15 protein-coding genes, 7 tRNA genes and 3 pseudogenes are annotated in these 18191 nt (G+C 58.4%); 10 read left to right on the forward strand and 15 right to left on the reverse strand.

The features are described 5' to 3' along the window. Positions 1 to 280, forward strand: a pseudogene (locus tag ACYVOC_RS10135) (transposase); the annotation flags it as partial. Positions 281 to 544: 264 nt separating this feature from the next. On the opposite strand, the gene ACYVOC_RS10140 reads toward ACYVOC_RS10135, so the two are convergent. Beyond that, positions 545 to 629, reverse strand: a tRNA-Leu gene (locus ACYVOC_RS10140). A 39-nt stretch (positions 630 to 668) separates the two neighbouring features. Here ACYVOC_RS10140 and cysM point away from each other — a divergent pair. The 5 genes and pseudogenes from cysM to ACYVOC_RS10165 all read left to right on the forward strand — a co-directional run. Beyond that, positions 669 to 1571, forward strand: coding sequence for a cysteine synthase CysM (gene cysM, locus ACYVOC_RS10145; protein ID WP_116004286.1), 903 nt, complete (start codon positions 669 to 671; stop codon positions 1569 to 1571). A 66-nt stretch (positions 1572 to 1637) separates the two neighbouring features. Next, entirely contained in the window at positions 1638 to 2204 is a 567-nt protein-coding gene (locus ACYVOC_RS10150; protein ID WP_116004287.1) for an NUDIX domain-containing protein, read from the forward strand. 5 nt (positions 2205 to 2209) lie between these two features. Next, positions 2210 to 2437 carry a sulfurtransferase TusA family protein gene (locus tag ACYVOC_RS10155; protein WP_116004288.1) on the forward strand — a complete coding sequence of 76 codons (228 nt, stop codon included), beginning with the start codon at positions 2210 to 2212 and terminating at the stop codon, positions 2435 to 2437. Between the two features lie 25 nt (positions 2438 to 2462). Then, positions 2463 to 3071: pseudogene (locus ACYVOC_RS10160) on the forward strand (integrase core domain-containing protein); the annotation flags it as partial. Further along, a pseudogene (locus ACYVOC_RS10165) lies at positions 3067 to 3171 on the forward strand (IS5/IS1182 family transposase); the annotation flags it as partial. The pseudogenes ACYVOC_RS10160 and ACYVOC_RS10165, both read left to right, overlap by 5 nt. Before the next feature lie 67 nt (positions 3172 to 3238). Here the strand turns inward: ACYVOC_RS10165 and ACYVOC_RS10170 are convergent. After that, entirely contained in the window at positions 3239 to 3625 is a 387-nt protein-coding gene (locus ACYVOC_RS10170) for a single-stranded DNA-binding protein (RefSeq protein WP_116004289.1), read from the reverse strand. Positions 3626 to 3943: 318 nt separating this feature from the next. After that, positions 3944 to 5041 (reverse strand): phosphate ABC transporter substrate-binding protein PstS, encoded by a 1098-nt coding sequence (gene pstS, locus ACYVOC_RS10175; RefSeq protein ID WP_461161745.1) that lies wholly within the window; start codon positions 5039 to 5041, stop codon positions 3944 to 3946. Positions 5042 to 5302: 261 nt separating this feature from the next. Between pstS and ACYVOC_RS10180 the strand changes: the two genes are divergently transcribed. Then, positions 5303 to 6961 carry a methyl-accepting chemotaxis protein gene (locus tag ACYVOC_RS10180; RefSeq protein WP_461161746.1) on the forward strand — a complete coding sequence of 553 codons (1659 nt, stop codon included), beginning with the start codon at positions 5303 to 5305 and terminating at the stop codon, positions 6959 to 6961. A 15-nt stretch (positions 6962 to 6976) separates the two neighbouring features. Here the strand turns inward: ACYVOC_RS10180 and ACYVOC_RS10185 are convergent, their stop codons facing one another. From ACYVOC_RS10185 to ACYVOC_RS10200, 4 genes are all read right to left on the reverse strand, one after another. After that, positions 6977 to 8566, reverse strand: a complete 1590-nt coding sequence (locus tag ACYVOC_RS10185) for a DNA recombination protein RmuC (RefSeq protein WP_461161747.1) — start codon at positions 8564 to 8566, stop codon at positions 6977 to 6979. A 56-nt stretch (positions 8567 to 8622) separates the two neighbouring features. Continuing rightward, positions 8623 to 9600: a 2-hydroxyacid dehydrogenase gene (locus tag ACYVOC_RS10190; RefSeq protein WP_116006081.1), complete on the reverse strand. Its 978-nt coding sequence runs from the start codon at positions 9598 to 9600 to the stop codon at positions 8623 to 8625. Positions 9601 to 9615: 15 nt separating this feature from the next. Next, positions 9616 to 11025, reverse strand: a complete 1410-nt coding sequence (locus ACYVOC_RS10195; protein WP_116004291.1) for a sodium:proton antiporter — start codon at positions 11023 to 11025, stop codon at positions 9616 to 9618. Positions 11026 to 11301: 276 nt separating this feature from the next. Further along, positions 11302 to 11760, reverse strand: a complete 459-nt coding sequence (locus ACYVOC_RS10200) for an acyl-CoA thioesterase (RefSeq protein WP_116004292.1) — start codon at positions 11758 to 11760, stop codon at positions 11302 to 11304. 360 nt (positions 11761 to 12120) lie between these two features. Between ACYVOC_RS10200 and ACYVOC_RS10205 the strand changes: the two genes are divergently transcribed. The 3 genes from ACYVOC_RS10205 to ACYVOC_RS10215 all read left to right on the forward strand — a co-directional run bounded on the left by ACYVOC_RS10205 (position 12121) and on the right by ACYVOC_RS10215 (position 14919). Beyond that, positions 12121 to 12669 (forward strand): phasin family protein, encoded by a 549-nt coding sequence (locus ACYVOC_RS10205; RefSeq protein WP_116004293.1) that lies wholly within the window; start codon positions 12121 to 12123, stop codon positions 12667 to 12669. Positions 12670 to 12978: 309 nt separating this feature from the next. Further along, positions 12979 to 14034, forward strand: a complete 1056-nt coding sequence (locus tag ACYVOC_RS10210) for an extracellular solute-binding protein (RefSeq protein WP_461161748.1) — start codon at positions 12979 to 12981, stop codon at positions 14032 to 14034. Positions 14035 to 14160: 126 nt separating this feature from the next. Further along, positions 14161 to 14919, forward strand: coding sequence for a 3-hydroxyacyl-CoA dehydrogenase (locus tag ACYVOC_RS10215; protein WP_116004294.1), 759 nt, complete (start codon positions 14161 to 14163; stop codon positions 14917 to 14919). Between the two features lie 104 nt (positions 14920 to 15023). Here ACYVOC_RS10215 and ACYVOC_RS10220 read toward each other — a convergent pair. From ACYVOC_RS10220 to ACYVOC_RS10255, 8 genes are all read right to left on the reverse strand, one after another. After that, a tRNA-Asp gene (locus tag ACYVOC_RS10220) sits at positions 15024 to 15100 on the reverse strand. A gap of 51 nt (positions 15101 to 15151) precedes the next feature. Beyond that, a tRNA-Glu gene (locus tag ACYVOC_RS10225) sits at positions 15152 to 15227 on the reverse strand. 30 nt (positions 15228 to 15257) lie between these two features. Next, a tRNA-Ala gene (locus ACYVOC_RS10230) sits at positions 15258 to 15333 on the reverse strand. Between the two features lie 63 nt (positions 15334 to 15396). After that, positions 15397 to 15473 (reverse strand) — tRNA-Asp (locus tag ACYVOC_RS10235). Between the two features lie 51 nt (positions 15474 to 15524). Continuing rightward, positions 15525 to 15600, reverse strand: a tRNA-Glu gene (locus ACYVOC_RS10240). A gap of 30 nt (positions 15601 to 15630) precedes the next feature. Continuing rightward, positions 15631 to 15706, reverse strand: a tRNA-Ala gene (locus tag ACYVOC_RS10245). A gap of 65 nt (positions 15707 to 15771) precedes the next feature. Further along, complete coding sequence (gene gltX, locus ACYVOC_RS10250) at positions 15772 to 17196, reverse strand: glutamate--tRNA ligase (protein WP_116004295.1); 1425 nt, start codon at positions 17194 to 17196, stop codon at positions 15772 to 15774. Further along, positions 17193 to 18191 (reverse strand): O-succinylhomoserine sulfhydrylase (locus ACYVOC_RS10255; protein ID WP_461161749.1); only part of this gene is annotated, 999 nt, incomplete at its 5' end. The genes ACYVOC_RS10255 and gltX, both read right to left, overlap by 4 nt.

The raw sequence follows: 18191 nt of genomic DNA on the forward strand, positions 1-18191 counted from the left end.
TCACCCATCGGGCACTTGACCAAAGAAGACAATGACCAGGGCCCGATCCCCAGCGACTGGAGCGAGGCCCAGCGCAGGCCACAAGACCTGGACGCCGCCCACTACCCAAGAAGCACAACCGGGATACCACGGCTACAAGCTGAGCATCAGCGTGGATATGCGGCACAAGTTCATCCGCAAAATCACCACTGGCACCGCCAGCGAGCATGACAGCACGCACTTTGACGATGTGCTCGTCGAGCACAGCACCAGCGGCGATGTGTCTGCCGACCGGGGCTACCGAGCGACCTACCACCCTGCCTTTGCGCGTGTTCAACTTCGGGGTTGCCGGTGCGAACGAAGGCAAAAATCAGGGCTGCTACGACTGAACACATGACGATGCTAGAGCCCACCGAGCGGTTGGAGAAGTACTTTGGCGGCCCCAAAATGGCTTACGCCGCTTCATGACATGAATAAATCGGGCCGGATCAATAAATGCTAAAGCCACGTTCCATAGAGAAAAAGAAAAAGGCCGACAGCTTGTGGAAGCTACCGGCCTTGTCTGTGGTGCCCGAGGCCGGAATCGAACCGGCACGCCTTGCGGCGGGGGATTTTGAGTCCCCTGCGTCTACCAATTCCACCACCCGGGCTGAATTTAGGGAGACGCAAATTATGGCACAGTAGGGAGCATGAAATACAAGACGATTGAAGATGCCGTCGGTAACACGCCACTGGTTGCATTGCAGCGCATCGGAGCGCCGGACAACGCAGCGCGTGGCAATGTCATTTTGGGCAAGCTGGAGGGCAACAACCCGGCGGGGTCGGTGAAAGACCGACCGGCGCTGTCGATGATCCGCAGGGCGGAGGAGCGCGGTGATATCAAGCCGGGTGACACGCTGATTGAGGCCACCTCGGGTAACACCGGCATTGCGCTGGCCATGGCAGCGGCCATCAAGGGGTACCGCATGGTGCTGGTGATGCCGGAGGACCTGTCTATCGAGCGTGCGCAAACCATGAAGGCCTACGGTGCCGAGCTGGTGCTCACGCCCCGCAGCGGCGGTATGGAGCATGCGCGCGACTTGGCCGAGGCCATGCAAAAGCGCGGCGAGGGCAAAGTGCTGGACCAGTTTGCCAATGCAGACAACCCGCGCATCCACTTCGAGACCACGGGCCCTGAAATTTGGGAGCAGACGGGTGGGCGTATCACGCACTTCATCAGCGCGATGGGTACCACGGGCACTATTACCGGTGTGTCGCGCTACCTTAAGCAACAGAACCCGAATGTGCTGATCATTGGCGCGCAGCCGCAGGAGGGCTCGCGCATTCCAGGTATCCGCAAATGGCCCGAGGCCTATATGCCGGCCATCTACGATGCACGGGCGATAGACGAGTTGATGCTGGTGTCCCAGGATGATGCCGAGGACATGTGCCGCAGGCTGGCGCGCGAGGAAGGCATTTTTGCGGGCATCTCGGCCGCTGGCGCCTGCTGGGTGGCGCAGCAGATTGCGCTGCGCGAGCACGACGCGCATATCGTTTTTGTGGTGTGTGACCGGGGTGACCGCTACCTTTCCACGGGCGTTTTCCCCGCCTGAGAATTTTAATAAAAACACCTTCTGGCGCCCTATTTATAAGCGCCACAAGCTATAAAATAAATAGCAATGCAATACGAAACCCGTTTTTGCCCCCACTGTGCAACTCCGCTGGAGATGATCTCCCGCGAGGAAGACAGCGGCCTGGTGACGCGACTGCGCTGCCCGGCCTGCGAGTGGACGCACTGGAACAACCCCACACCAGTTCTGGCGGCTGTGGTCGAGCTCAATGGCCAGGTGCTGCTGGCGCGCAATGCGGCCTGGCCGGGCAAAATGTTTGCACTGATTACGGGGTTTATGGAAGCAGGCGAATCGCCGCAAAAGGGCGTGGCGCGCGAGGTGAAGGAGGAAACCAACCTCGATGTGCGTTCCATTCAGATGATTGGCGCCTATGAGTTTATGCGCATGAATCAGGTCATCATTGCCTACCATGTGGTGGCAGAAGGCGAGGTCAAACTCTCGCCCGAACTGGTCGATTACCGCCTCTACGACCTGCCCGATCTGCGTTGTTGGCCCGCCGGCACGGGCTACGCACTGGCCGACTGGCTGCGCACGCGCGGGCACGAGCCTGTATTTTTTACCGCTGAAGAAAACGCTGAACGCCGCCGTGGGCTGGACCAGCCGCCAAAGGACTGAAAAACATGGACATCCACAAGGAAATCGACACGCGCGGGCTGAACTGCCCACTTCCTATCCTCAAGGCCAAGAAGGCCTTGGCCGACATGGACAGCGGCGAACTGCTGAAGGTGCTGGCCACCGACGTCGGCTCGCTGCGTGACTTTCAGGCCTTTGCCAAACAGACTGGCAATGAGTTGGTGGAGCAGCAGACGGTGGGCGAGGAATACATCCACATCCTGCGGCGGAGGTAGTCGTCTTATAGGGCGCCACCCATGCGCCCTCAAGCCCCAGAAGCCACAACCTGTGCACAAGGCGCGTTCAAGAGCTACGAGCCAGGCGCTATGCACATGGACGTGAAATACCTGCCCCAGATGCAGGACCAATCGCAACGGCGCTACCTGTTCGTGGCCATGGACCGGGCCACGCGGTGGGTGTTCGTACAACTCAAGACCAACAAGACAGTCGCCAGTGCGCAGGCCTTCCTCAAGGTATTGCACAAGGCCTGCCCGCCCAGGATCACCAAGCTGCTGATCGACAACGGCAAGGAGTTCACCGACCGCCTGTTTGCCAGCCCAGCGGCAACCATGAGTTCGACCAGTTGTACCAGGAACTGGGCATAGAGCACCGGTTGACCCTGCCCCGAACCCCGAGAACCAACGGCATGGTGGAGCGGTTCAATGGCCACATGGCCGATGTACTCAAGACCCACAGGTTCAACAGCCGTGAGGATATGGAGCGACCTTGCTGCGCTATGTGGCCTTGTACAACCACCAATTGCCGCAGTCAGCACTGGGCAGAAAGACGCCTATGCAGGCCATGAAGAAGTGGTACCAGGAGCATCCACACCTGTTCCACAAGCGGCCTTATGATCGTCCGGGATGCGACATTGCAACAGTACCGGGCCATTGCCACGCGCTACGACAAGACTGCTCGCAACTTTCTGGGGGTCATCCATCTGGCGGCATCCATGGTGTGGTTGACATGACCCTGGCAACCCTGCTACGCCCTCGGAATTGATTGATGACACACCCTACTTCCACGCCCAATCCAACTCATAAATTCAGCGGTTCTGGCGGAAATTCTTCCCCTTGTGGATCACCCATAGGAGACCAGTCACCTTCCATCGCGCGGCGCTTGCGATTCGCGTGGTAGGCCGTCAGCACTTGGTGCGCCACCATGTCCAGGCTGGGGCGGGTGTTGCCTTGCTTGTCGGTCCAGATGCGGGGAGTGAGGGTCCCGGCAAGGGACACACTGTCACCATCGGCCAGAGCACCCAATGCGGCGCAGGACGCGGCATCGAAGGCGATGACATTGACGAACAGGTTTTCGCCATCGTTACTGGTGGCGCGCACGCGGGCTACCGTGAAGGTCTTTCCAGCCTTGTCTGTACGCTCGGCGGCCTGTCCGTACAGTCGGCCTGCAATCAATCCGTCAATCATGTTGGTTCCTTACCCGGCTGGGCGCTGTAGTTGTTGGCGCATGCTGCAGTGCCTGCACATGGACGCCTTGCACCTTCCAGATAGCTATGGTGTCTTTTCAAGTAAAGGGCGCACTGCACGCAGCACAGGCGCCACACCATAGCAGTCACACGGCCAGGCTCCCGTCGGCCCCACACCGTACCGGTGAAAAGCCTGGCCATTTTTTCCAGTGGCGACAGTGTGTTCTTTCCGCTGCATTGCACCAGCCATAGAGGCGGCGCCTCTCACATGTTGCGCGGTATCAATACTGATCCGTCCAACCCAGGCTCGCCATACCCCTCACTCGCCTTTTGACACTGCGGGCAGCGACATTAACTCCATATTGAGTGGCATACCAGACTGGTCTCTTATAGACGTCATCATCCGAAAGGCTGATGCCTGAACGCGATCTGGAAGACGGACAAAATTATTTTCTTGCACCAGTGTATCCCCATTAAAAAATGACCAAAGAATAAACTGAAGCGCTGCTGCGGTTTGCTCTGCATTCTTTGCCATTCTGGGGAAAACAACAAAAGTACCCATAGTGATTGGCCATGCATCTTTACCTGGTTTGCTGGTCAAGGTGTTGTTAAATTTCCCTTTCGCAGACCACTCGCTATTTTTCAGGGCAGATTTAAATGAACTCAACGAAGGTTTTATATAAAAACCATCTGAGTTTTTCATTTGAATAGCTGTGAGTCCATATTCTGCAACATATCCATAGTCGACATAGCCAATCGCACCCACGGTGTCTCGTACTGCCTTTGATACGCCATCACTGCCCTTGAACGAACCAAATCCATCCGGCCATTGGATGGTATTTTTGACGCCATAAGTAGATTTCCATTTTTGACTGGTCTTTGCAAGATAATCAGCAAAATTGTAAGTTGTCCCGGAACCATCAGCCCGCACGACAACCTTGATGGCCAGGTCTGGAAGCACGATATCTGGATTCAACTCAGCGATCTCAGAGGCATTCCAATGGCTGATCTCTCCCATGAAGATGCGACTCAGAACTTCGCCTGTCAGCCGAAGTTGACCATTCTGTATCCGGGGTAAATTGATGATGGGACTGATGCCCGTGATCGCAATCGGGAAGACAACCAAATCACCATTAATCAGATCTTCTTCGCGGGGGTACACATCCGTCGCACCAAATCCAACGGCATTTTGCTGGATTTTTTTCATGCCAGCACTGGATCCTATTGAATCATATTCAACAATGGAACCAGTCGCTCTTAAATAAGATTTTGCCCACGTTCTATAAATGGGTGCAGCAGCTGAAGAGCCTGCACCGGTGGCAGTTGCTGCGTTGGCAGAAGCCATCTGGAATGCGAAGACAACAACGCTACACAAAGCAATCCAACGGAAAAATACTATAGCATCTTTATTTTTCATAATATTTTAAATCAACCATTTAAAAACAAAAATCAGGTAATTTCCTGGAGATCATTCCACAAAAAATCCACTTTTTTTCAATCCACTACTGAAATTCTGTTTTGGCATTTTTTCACAATACTGTCATTTGTATCAATTAGTGTTTACTGATCGCTGCGGCACACGGTTGCGCTGGCGGCTTTTGTCATTTTCCTGAGCCCAATCACCCCTGATGGGCCAGGCACTTCCAGTGATTCACGAAAGTTTCAGATGCTTCAAAACTTGAAAATTGGCACCAGACTGGCCCTGGCCTTTGCATTGCTTCTTGCGCTGATCGCGGCGCTGGCCGCAGGTGGCATTAGCGGGTCAAGGCAGCTGACGGAACGCAGTGCCACGCTGTATGGCGACCGCATGGTTCCCATGGGCCTGCTGGCAGAGATCAGCCACCTCACCCAGCACAACCGTGTTCTGGTCATGGACATGCTGATGGATCCAGGCATCCGCAATCTCCAGTCCAGCCACGCGGCGCTCACCACCAACGTCGAGCGGATCCATACCTTGTGGAAGACCTATGTATCCCGGCCGCTGCGTTCTGATGAAGAAGCACTGGCCAAAGCCTTTGCAACGACCAATACCACCTACCTGGAGCAAGGCCTGATCCCCGCAGCATCGGCCTTGGTTGCAGGTAAATACGATGACGGCTCAGAGCTGTACATCAGTCAGATTCGACCAAACGCGGTCAAGGTGCAGGTGGCGGCCGAGCAGCTCGTCGCATTGCAGATCGAAGTGGCCGCCGCCGAATTCGCTGCTGCCAGGCACCTGAGTGAAAGCATCCATGCCTGGATGATGGGGGCCACGGTACTGGCTCTTCTGATTGGGGCTGGCATGGCTCTCGTCATTACAAGGTCTATTTCCCGGCCATTGCGCCAGGCCGTCACCGTGGCCCAAACAGTGGCCGGCGGCGATCTCAGTACGCAAATTGAAGTGCAGGGCACCGACGAAACGGCCGAGCTATTGCAGGCATTGCGTGAGATGAACAACCAGTTGGTGCATGTCATCACGCAAGTAGGCGAGAGCACTGCCAGGGTCGCAGGAGACGCCGCATTCATTGCAGATGGAACAGAGGACCTGGCAAAGAGGACAGAGGTGCAAGCATCCAGCCTCCAAGAAACAGCAGCGTCCATGGAGCAGCTCACCATCACGGTTCAGCACAACACCGACAACGCAAGCCGCGCAGCAACTCTCGCCCATGAGGCAAGCATGGTGGCCAATGAGGGCAGAACGGTGATGCAGGACGTCATCGCAACCATGCAGGAAATCAACGGCCAGTCTCGAAAAGTGACGGACATCATCAAGGTGATTGATGACATCGCATTCCAGACCAATCTTCTGGCACTCAATGCGGCAGTCGAAGCCGCCCGTGCAGGTGCGCAGGGCCGAGGATTTGCGGTGGTGGCAGGGGAGGTTCGCCGACTTTCCCAGCGCAGCAGCATGGCGGCCCGCGAGATCCGGGCACTGATATCGGCCAGCGTATGCGGTGTCGAACTCGGTTCCTCCTTGGTCAGCCAGGCCGGAGAACGCGTGGCCAACACCGTCACACACGTCAATCATGTCGTGAGCCTCATCACCCAGATCAAGGACGCTAGCCAAGAGCAAGCCCGGGGTATTTCGCAGATCAACGAAGCCGTCCGGCATCTGGACACCGTGACACAACAGAATGCGGCGCTTGTGGATGACAATTCGTTAGCTTCTACGGGTATGAAAACCCAGGTCAGGCACCTGCTGAAAGTCATTCATCAGTTCAAACTGACCGCTGATGACACGCCCTATACCCTGGAAGCAAGCGCACCCCCCATGGTGAACGGGCCCCAACAGCGCGCACTGGCACTACAACGCAATGCGGCAGAACGGTGGGCTCGCAGCCCTGCCTTGCCCGGATAAGGTGCAGCAAGACACTCAGTCCACTGGCGGCCCGGGCTCCGTTTCCTGCGTCGGCGCTGCCGGTGTCGGCATGGCATCGTCGTCCAGCGCCCTGTCCACCAGCGGCGAAGGCAGCGAACGGGTGGGCTTGACTCCCAGTTCTTTCAGCATTTCGGCCTGGCGGATTACGTTGCCCTTGTTCTGGCTGAGCTTGTTGTAGGCCTTGGTGTAGGCATCCTGGGCCTGGCCCAGGTTTTTGCCTACCTTGTCCAGATCTTCCACAAAGCCGGCCAAGCGGTCGTACAGCTCGGCGCCGCGCTTGGCGATTTCCTGGGCGTTGCGGCTTTGCGCTTCCTGGCGCCACAGGTGGGCTACGGTGCGCACGACGAACAGCAGGGTGGACGGACTCACCAGCAGCACATTCTTGTTCCAGGCGTCGCTGTAGAGCTGGCTGTCGCTGGTGACGGCGAGCATGAAGGCGGGCTCGATGGGTACGAACATGAGCACGAAATCGAGCGACTGCAATCCGTGCAATTGTTGGTAGTTGCGCTCGGCCAGGCCTTTGATGTGCTGACGCACTGATTCAATGTGGCGGCGCTGGGCGGCGGCGCGCTGCAAGTCGGTCTCGGCGTTGGCAAATTCTTCGTAGGCAATCAGCGACACCTTGGCGTCCACGACCAGGTGGCGGTTTTCGGGCAGATGGATCACCACGTCGGGCTGGGCGCGCGTGCCGTCGTCACGCAAGTGGTTTTCCTGCACGTCGTATTCGATGCCCGGGCGCAGACCAGCGAGTTCGAGTACACGATCCAGAACCAGTTCGCCCCAGTTGCCCTGGGCCTTGGTCGATCCTTTGAGGGCATGGGTGAGATTTTTGGCATCCTCACTCAGCGCCTGGTTCAGGCCCATAAGCTGGTGCACCTGCTGTGACAGGGCGGAGCGCTGTTTGCCTTCGGTGTCGTAGAACAACTCCACCTTGCCCTGGAACTCCTGCAGGCGCGCACGCAAGGGGTCGAGCAACTGACCCAGGCTTTGCTGGTTCTGCTCAGCAAAGCGCTTGCCTTTTTCTTCAAGAATGTCGTTGGCCAGGCTTTTGAACTGGTGGGTAAGCGACTCACGCGCCTCGCTCAAAAGCTGCAGTTTTTCTTCAGATGCGCGGCGCTGGGCGTCCATTTGCGCGGCCAGCACGGCCAGCTGGCTGTGCAGTTCGGCGACCTGCTGGCGCGCCGCCTGGGTCTGCGCAGCCTGGTCCTGCGCCTGGGCCTCCAAGGTCGGCACGCGGGCCGCGCGCTCGGCCAGTTGGGCCCTGTCGTCGCGTGCCAGGTCCAGCGCCTGACGCCAATCCGCGGCCTGCGCCCGGATGTGCTGCAGCTCGCCCAGCAGGCTAACGCGCTCGGCCTCCAGGCCCCGCACCCGCTCCTGCGCGGTGGCGATGTGGGCGTTGGCGGTGGCCTGCACTTCCATCTGCGCCTGGCGACGTGCCTGGACTGCAATCTGCTCATGCTGTGCAGCCGCCTCGCGGCGCGCACGGGCGGCACCCCAAAGCCAGCCCAGGCACAAGGCAGCCAGGGCCAGCAAGACCATCGCCAGCACGGTCATGGGGTCAAAACCCAAGGTATTCGCTTTCATTTTGATAGCTTTTTACGCTTACTGCATAAGCGTTTATGGCCATTTTGACTGGTATTTTATGTAGCAAGCGTGTTCACCGGCGTCAGCGCACCGCGCCCGTCAAAGAAGGCGATCAAGTTGTCTGCTGCTAGCATGGCCATGGCGCGTCTCGTCGCAACAGTCGCACTGGCAATGTGCGGTGTGAGCACCACATTGGGCACTGCCAGCAAGTCTGGGTGCACCTGTGGCTCGCCTTCAAAAACATCCAGCCCGGCAGCGGCGATGCGGCGCTCGCGCAGGGCGGTGGCAAGCGCAGCGTCATCCACGATGCCGCCGCGCGCGATGTTGACCAAGGTGGCCGTGGACTTCATCAACGCGAGTTCTGCCGCACCGATGGTGTGGTGCGATGCTGGCGTGTAAGGCAGTACCAGCACCACGTGGTCAGCCGTGCGCAGCAGCTCGTCCTTGGCTACGTAGCGCGCCTTGCAGGCGGCCTCCAGGTCGGATGGCAGGCGCGAGCGGTTGTGATAAACCACGTCCATGCCAAAGCCGTGCGCACCGCGCCGTGCAATGCCCTGCCCGATGCGCCCCATGCCGATGATGCCCAAGCGGCTGCCATGCACCTCGGCGCCAGCAAACATGTCGTAGCGCCAGTCTTTCCACAGGCCTGCGCGCAGGTAATGCTCGCTTTCGGTTATGCGGCGGGCCGTGGCCATCAGCAGGGCAAAGCCGAAGTCGGCCGTAGTTTCGGTCAGCACGTCGGGAGTGTTGGTGCCTTGCACTCCCGCCCGCGTCATCGCATCAAGATCAAAATTGTTGTACCCCACGGCCATGTTGGCCACGATGCGCAGTTGCGGGCACGCGGCAAGCAGTGCGGCATCGATGCGCTGGCCACCTGTAGTGAGTACCCCCACCTTGCCTTGCAGGCGCTTTACCAATTCATCTGGCGTCCAGTCTCGATCGTCGGTGTTTGAGTCGACACAGAAGTGCTGAGCAAGCTTTTCCAGCACTTGGGGAAAGATGGCACGCGCCACCAGGATTGCGGGTTTGTCCATGGTGGCGCCCATTGATCAGCGGAACCAGATGAAGGTCATCAACACGAACAGTGGTACCAAAATACCACACGACCAGAGCATGTAGCCGAAGAAGCTGGGCATTTTCACGCCGCGGTCTTCGGCAATGGCCTTGACCATGAGGTTGGGTGCGTTACCAATGTAAGTGTTGGCCCCCATGAATACAGCACCCGCCGAGATGGCGGCCAGCGTGGGGGCCAATGTGGTCATCAGCACCGCGGGGTCGCCGCCTGCCGTGTTGAAGAACACCAGATAGGTCGGCGCGTTATCGAGGAACGAAGACAAAATCCCGGAGGCCCAGAAATACATGGCCGGATCGGGTGAACCATCGGGCCGGGTCACCGCACTGACGATGGCGCCAAACGGGCCATTCACGCCCGCCTTGAGCATGGCGATCACCGGAATGATGGTCAGAAAGATGCCCGCAAACAGCTTGGCGACTTCCTGCATGGGACCCCAGCCGAACTGGTTTTTCTCGTGCACCAGCTTGGGCGTGAGCCAAAGGGAGAGGCCCGTGACCATCAACAAACCGATGTCCCGCACGATGCCGGGCAGCCCGACTTCGGTGCCTGCGATATCAAAGACAACAGACGACTTCCAGAATCCACTGAGCAGCACCAGGGAAACCACTACGCCCAGCAGGGCAAAATTGAGTTTGCCGTCAAAACCAATCGCGCGCGTATCAGGCGTAGGGTCCGACTTCGTAACTTCCCCGCCTTTGCGGAAGAACCAACTGTCGAGCGCAAAGAACAGAACCAGCAACGTACCCACGAGAAACAGCGTTTCCTGGAAAATGTGGCTCACCGTCCAGAAAAAATCCACGCCCTTGAGGAAACCCAGGAATAGCGGCGGATCGCCCAGCGGGGTCAGTGAGCCCCCTGCGTTCGAGACGATGAAGATAAAGAAAACCACGACATGCGCTTTGTGCGCACGGTTGTCGTTGGCACGGATCAGGGGGCGGATCAGGAGCATGGACGCCCCTGTTGTACCCATGAAGCTGGCCAGCACGGCGCCAATGGCCAGGATGGTGGTGTTGAGCGCCGGACTGCCATGCAGGTTGCCGCGAATATAGATACCGCCTGCCACGGTAAACAGCGCCGTCAAAAGAATGACGAAAGGCAGATACTCCGCCAGCAAGGCATGCACGAGGCTTGCGCCCGCCAGACCGGGGCCGAAAACCAGGGCAAACGGCACCAGAAACAGCAATCCCCAGACAGCAGCCACCTTGCCAAAGTGGTGGTGCCAAAAAATCGGCGCCATCAGCGGTACGAGGGCAATGGACAGCAAAATACCCGCAAAGGGGATGCCCCACCACAGCGGCAACGCACTGCCATCAATGTCTGCCGCCATGGCCAGACTGGGCAGCGCCCCAAGAACGGCCAAGGTGAGCCAGCGAAAAAGTTTCATGGGTTTGTCTCCCTATCTTTTGTTGGAACCACAGACTGGGCGGTCGCCACACGGCCAACACGGAAGTGCAAGGTGTCCAGGCAAAAATCGGCCCAGCCACCCCACAAGGCATGACGGCAGCGGCCGAGAGATCCCCATCTCACCAACCCGGCGAACGCTGCCTCAAAGTGTAGGCGAGGTTTCTTCCCATGGACGCCATAGCCCCATAGGCAAGCCCCCTTGCAAACCTTCTGTCAGGAAGTCCCGCTACGCCGTCTGCTGCGCCCAGGCCGCCCCTCAGTCCTTGATCAGCAAAGTCTCCAGCACCGTACGCAGAGACGGCGGCACGGACACCGGACGGCGCGTTGCACGATCGACATAGACATGGATGAAATGCCCAGCCGCGGCCGTAAGAGGCTCTCCAGCCGCAAAAAGGCCCACCTCGTAGCGCACACTGGACGAACCGAGGCGCGCCACACGGATACCCGCCTCCACCGTCTGCGGAAACGCCAGGGGCGCAAAATAATTGCATTGCGTTTCAATCACCAGGCCAATGGTGGCACCCGTATGAATGTCCAGCACGCCCTGTTCAATCAGATAGGCATTCACCGCCGTATCAAACCAGCTGTAGTAAACAACGTTATTGACATGCCCATAAACGTCGTTGTCCATCCAGCGGGTGGTGATGGTGCGAAAGACAGGGTAAGCACTGCGCGACACCGGTGCCGGGCGCGCGGGTAAGGCCGCGTGGTTCATGGGTGGCCATTCTGCCAGCGCCGAGGCTCCGGTGACAGCGGCGACCGTCACCTTGGTGAACCGCCCTACTGAGCCGCCGCACTTGGCCGCGAAATTTTAATGATGACGGAATGGAGGACAGAAACCGTACCAACGCACCGCTTTTGCAGCTTTCGGCACCCGAAGCCCGGCAGAGTTGCTGGCATCAGTTTGTAAAGTCACCTCCCTAAAATGCTGCATTGCAACAATTTCGCTTGCATTCAGCCTGCAACAGCGTAGAATTCGCATCATGCTGCACTGCAACATAACCACCTGGTTCTGATCAGCGCAGATGTCTGTAACCCCTGGGATTCGCCAGGCACCACTTTTAGGAGATATGACATGTCGCTGACTACCGAACAAATCCTGGCCGCACACAAAGCCAACATCGAAACCCTCTTCGGCCTGACCAGCAAGGCTTTTGAAGGCGTGGAAAAACTGGTTGAACTCAATGTGACCGCTTCGCGCGCCGCACTGAACGAAGCCGCCAGCCACGCCCAAGCCGTTTTCAGCGTCAAGGACGTTCAAGAGCTGATGGCTCTGCAAGCCGGCATCCTCCAGCCCTTGGCTGAAAAGACTGCTTCTTACAGCCGTCACCTGTACGACATCGCTTCGGGCACCGGCAGCGAGTTCACCAAGGCCGTGGAAGCCAAAACCACCGAAGCCCAGAAGAACATCGCCAACCTGGTCGACACCGCTACCAAGAACGCCCCCGCAGGCTCAGAAACCGCTGTGGCCGTGATGAAGAGCGCCGTCTCTGCTGCCAACAACGCTTTTGAGTCGGTTCAAAAGGCCGTCAAACAAGCGACCGACGCTGCCGAAGCCAACTTCAACGCCGTGGCCGCATCGGCTGCCGACGCAGCCAAGACCGCTGCTCCACGCAAGCGTTAATACACGACGTCTGGAGAAATCTCTCTAGGCGCCAGCAAGGGATTACCCGCATAATGCGGACAGCTCCTTGAGAAATCAGGGATCTCCAGTTGTCTCCTTGGATCCTCTCGAAACCCCCGTTTCAGGATCCTTTCAAAGCCCGGTTGCAAGACTGGGCTTTTTTTTGGCCTTTCGTTTGAATGGGCCATTGAAGGCTTTGCAGACAACATACGGAACAGACAAGCGGACATCACTGAACCCCACAATTCAATTGCGAATTGTTCGCGTTTGCTTTAGCATAGAGGAATCGCTACATTTCCAATGCAATCCATGTCCAAAACGATTCTGCGCGCCCTGATTTCGGGCTGTTTCCTGAGCCTTTCCGCGGGTGCGGCCCTGGCTGAAGACCAGGTCGTCAATCTGTATTCGGCCCGGCACTATTCCACCGATGAGGCCTTGTACAACGACTTCACCAAAGCCACCGGCATCAAAGTGAACCGCGTGGACGCCGACGACGCAGGCATCCTGGCACGTCTTAAAGCCGAAGGCTCGGCATCGCCGGCCGATGTAGTTTTACTGGTAGACGCCGCACGTTTGTACAAGGGCGAAGTGGACGGACTATTCCAGCCAATCCAGTCCAAGCTGCTGAACGACGCCATCCCCACCCATCTGCGCAGCACACCAGCAGCCGACGGCGGCATCTCATGGTTTGGCCTGTCCACCCGGGCTCGCGTCATCGTCTACAACAAAGTCAAGGTCGACAAGACCGATGTGGACACCTACGAGGAACTGGGCGACCCCAAGAACAAGGGAAAGCTGTGTATTCGCTCAGGCTCGCACCCCTACAACCTGAGCCTGTTTGGCGCGGTCACTGAACACATGGGCCCAGAAAAGGCCGAGGCCTGGCTCAAAGGCATGGTCGCCAATCTGGCTCGCGACCCCAAGGGCGGCGACACCGACCAGATCAAGGCCGTGGCATCGGGTGAGTGCGAGATCGCCGTCACCAACAGTTATTACCTTGCACGCCTGATGCGCTCGTCCAAACCAGAAGACGTGGCCGTAGCCAACAAAGTGGGCGTCGTATTCCCCAACCAGCAATCCTGGGGCACCCACATGAACATTGCAGGAGGCGCTGTCGCACGGCACGCCAAGCACCCTGCCAACGCGATCCGGTTCCTGGAATACCTGGCCAGCCCGCAAGCACAAAACTACTTCGCCAATGGCAACAACGAGTGGCCCGCCGCCAAGAACGTCGCTATCGACAACCCGGCACTCAAGGCCATGACCGGTGGTACGCCCTTCAAGAGCGAAACCATTCCAATCAGCGCCGTGGGCGCCAATGTGACCAAGGTGCAGCAAATGCTGGACCGCGTAGGTTTCAAATAATCGGCCAGGCCACAACACCCAGGAGCCCCAGGCTCTCCCCATGCCCGGCACCGACCGGGCATTTTTATGCGCACGACATCGGTAATAATTGACGTTTACGTCAACGTCATTCACTGGAGACTCAACATGGAAATCAAGGGCAAGGTATTTATCGTGACCGGCGGCGCATCGGGCCTGGGTGAAGGCACGGCACGCATGCTGGCAGCCCAGGGTGGTAAGGTGGTCATTGCTGACATGCAGGTCGAAAAAGGCACAGCGGTTGCTCAGGAGATTGGTGGCGCCTTTGTGAAGTGCGATGTCAGCAGCGAAGCCGACGGCCAGGCCGTGGTGGCACAGGCAGTTTCCATGGGCAAACTCATGGGCCTGGTCAACTGCGCAGGCATCGCTCCAGCAGAAAAGACCGTGGGCAAAAATGGCGCGCATGCACTGGCCGTTTTCAGCAAGACGATCACGGTCAACCTGATTGGTAGCTTCAACATGATCCGCCTGGCGGCCGAAGCCATGAGCAAGAACGACCCCGAATCCACCGGCGAGCGCGGCGTGATGATTTCCACCGCCAGCGTCGCTGCCTACGACGGCCAGATTGGCCAGGCAGCCTACAGCGCCTCCAAGGGCGGCGTGGTGGGCATGACATTGCCCATTGCCCGTGACCTGGCCCGCAATGGAATCCGCAACATGACCATCGCCCCTGGTATCTTTGGCACGCCCATGCTGTTTGGCATGCCCCAGGAAGTGCAGGATGCCTTGGCCGCTGGCGTGCCCTTCCCAAGCCGCCTGGGAACGCCTCAAGACTACGCCAAACTGGTTCAACACATCTTTGAAAACGACATGCTCAATGGCGAAGTCATCCGCCTGGATGGAGCCATTCGCCTGGCGCCGCGCTGATTTGCTTCTCTTTTGATAGCTTCCTGCGCTTGTACTCCAAGCGCAGGAGGCCAATTTAATTCAAAAAAAAGCCGCCAATCTTGCGACTGGCGGCTTTTCAATGCTGGCGGAGTGGACGGGACTCGAACCCGCGACCCCCGGCGTGACAGGCCGGTATTCTAACCAACTGAACTACCACTCCTGGCAGGCAGCTTTCGCTTGCATTTCTCAACACAAGCCAAGCGCTACAACTTGGCGACCCCACGGGGATTCGAACCCCGGTACTCACCGTGAAAGGGTGATGTCCTAGGCCTCTAGACGATGGGGTCAAAACCTTGGAACTAACCGATAACAAATTGTGGTGGAGGTAAACGGGATCGAACCGATGACCTCTTGCATGCCATGCAAGCGCTCTCCCAGCTGAGCTATACCCCCACGAAACTTTGGCTTTTACCAAAGAAAAACCCTTGCATATCAAAGACCTGCAAGGGTTTTGACTGGCGGAGTGGACGGGACTCGAACCCGCGACCCCCGGCGTGACAGGCCGGTATTCTAACCAACTGAACTACCACTCCTGGCAGGCAGCTTTCGCTTGCATTTCTCAACACAAGCCAAGCGCTACAACTTGGCGACCCCACGGGGATTCGAACCCCGGTACTCACCGTGAAAGGGTGATGTCCTAGGCCTCTAGACGATGGGGTCAAAACCTTGGAACTAACCGATAACAAATTGTGGTGGAGGTAAACGGGATCGAACCGATGACCTCTTGCATGCCATGCAAGCGCTCTCCCAGCTGAGCTATACCCCCCACATCGAACAACCGCAATCATTGGTTGCTTTCATTCTCTGAGCCTTGAATTATAGACTGCTTTTTCAAACCTTTTTCAATCGATCCACAACTTTTTCGCGTCCCAGTAACTCCAGCATGGCATCCACGGAAGGCGTGTGCGCCGTGCCCGCCGTGAGCACACGCACCGGCATGGCCAGCTGTGGCATTTTCAGACTGTGGGAGGCCAGCACCTCCTTCAAGGCTGCAGCGATAGACGCCTTGTCCCACGCGCAGCTCTGCAACACCGTCGCCAGCGCCTTCAGCGCAGGGCGCACGCTTGCCGTGACGTGCTTATCCAAATCTTCCTGCGACGGAGTCACCGTATCGCCATAGAACAACTGGGCCCAGTCCGCCAGCGCGACAGTAGTGTCGCAACGATCCTTGAACAAGGCACAGATGCGAGGCAGACGGCCATCATTGAGCGCATCTGCCGCAATACCACGCCGGACTAACTGAGCAGCGACCAAAGCGGCCAAGCTATCGTCGTTGGTGGCCTTGATGTGCTGTGCGTTCACCCAGCGCAGCTTGGCATCATCAAATTGTGCGGCACTGCGCCCCAAATGATCGAGGTTGAACCATTCCAGGAACTGCGCCCGCGAGAAAATTTCATCATCACCATGGCTCCACCCCAGGCGGGCAAGGTAGTTCACCATGGCGTCGGGCAGGTAGCCTTCGTCGCGGTATTGCGTCACCGGCTTGGCACCGTTGCGCTTGCTCATTTTTTCACCTTGCTCATTGAGCACGGTGGGCAGGTGTGCGTACACTGGCGGCTCCTTGCCCAGCGCCTTGAAGATGTTGATCTGGCGCGGGGTATTGTTGACATGGTCGTCACCGCGGATCACATGGGTAATGGCCATGTCGATATCGTCCACCACCACGCAGAAGTTATAGGTGGGCGTGCCATCGGGCCGCGCAATCACGAGATCATCGAGTTCGTCGTTGCGAATCTCGATACGGCCTTTGACCTTGTCTTCCCAGGCCACCACCCCGCCCTGTGGATTTTTGAAACGCAGCACAGGTTGCACACCCTCGGGCACGGGGGCTAATTGCTTGCCAGGCTCGGGCCGCCAGGTGCCGTCATACCGGGGTTTTTCCTTGGCGGCCATCTGCGCCTCGCGCAGTGCATCAAGCTCGGCAACGCTCATGTAGCAAGGGTAGACGTGCCCTGCAGCAACCATCTGGGCCAGCACCTCCTTGTACCGGTCCATGCGCTGCATCTGGTAGAACGGGCCTTCATCGGGGTCCATGCCCAGCCAGTGCATTCCTTCCAGAATGACATCCACGGCCGCCTGGGTCGAGCGCTCCACGTCGGTGTCCTCGATGCGCAGAATGAAGTCGCCGCCCGTCGCGCGCGCAAATGCCCACGGATAGAGTGCCGAACGGATGTTGCCCAAATGGATGAATCCCGTGGGCGAAGGGGCGAAACGGGTGCGAATACGCCCGGAGGATGGGTTTGCTTGCGCTGTCATGTCAGGGAATCCAGACCCCGTGCGAGGTCGTTTTTCAGATCTTCAATATGTTCCAGGCCCACGGCCACGCGGATCAGGCCTTGTCCGATGCCGGCGGCCTGGCGCTGTTCTTGCGTCAACCGGCCATGTGAAGTACTGGCCGGATGGGTGATTGTGGTCTTGGTATCGCCCAGATTGGCGGTGATGCTACACACCTGCGTGCTGTCGATGACATGGAAGGCGCGTGACCGCCCTGAAGCAGCATCGCTCGCGCGCACATCAAACGACAGCACAGCGCCCCCCAGACCCGACTGCTGGCGCATGGCCAGCGCATGCTGGGGGTGCGACGCCAGTCCCGGGTAATACACCCGGGCCACAGCGGGATGCGCCTCCAGCCACGAGGCCAGCTGCAACGCCGCGGCGCTTTGCGCCTGCATGCGGATCGACAGTGTTTCCATGCCCTTGAGAACCACCCAGGCATTGAACGGCGAAAGGTTCATGCCCGCACTGCGAATCAGGGGTGCCAGCTTGTCGTCGATGAGAGCGCGCGGGCCACACACGGCCCCGGCCATCACACGACCTTGCCCGTCCAAAAACTTGGTCCCCGAATGGATGATCAGATCCGCCCCCAGGCTGGCCGGACGCTGCAACGCAGGCGATGCGAAGCAGTTATCCACGGCCAGCAAAACACCCGCACCATGCGCAATGTGCGCCAGCGCCTGGATGTCGCACAGATCAGTCAGCGGATTGGTGGGCGTTTCTGCAAAGAGAAGCCGCGTTTCAGGTCGCACGGCAGCCTGCCATGCAGCCACATCGGTTTGCGACACAAAACTCGACTGCACGCCAAACCGGGCCAACTCGCCCCCGATCAGCTTCATGGTGGAGCCGAACATCGATTGCGAACACACCACATGGTCGCCCGCCTTGAGCAAGCCCAGGCACATCAACAGAATCGCGGACATACCGCTGGACGTTCCGATGGCCGTTTCGGTGCCCTCCAGCGCGGCCAGGCGCTG

Source organism: Simplicispira piscis, from assembly GCF_054783455.1.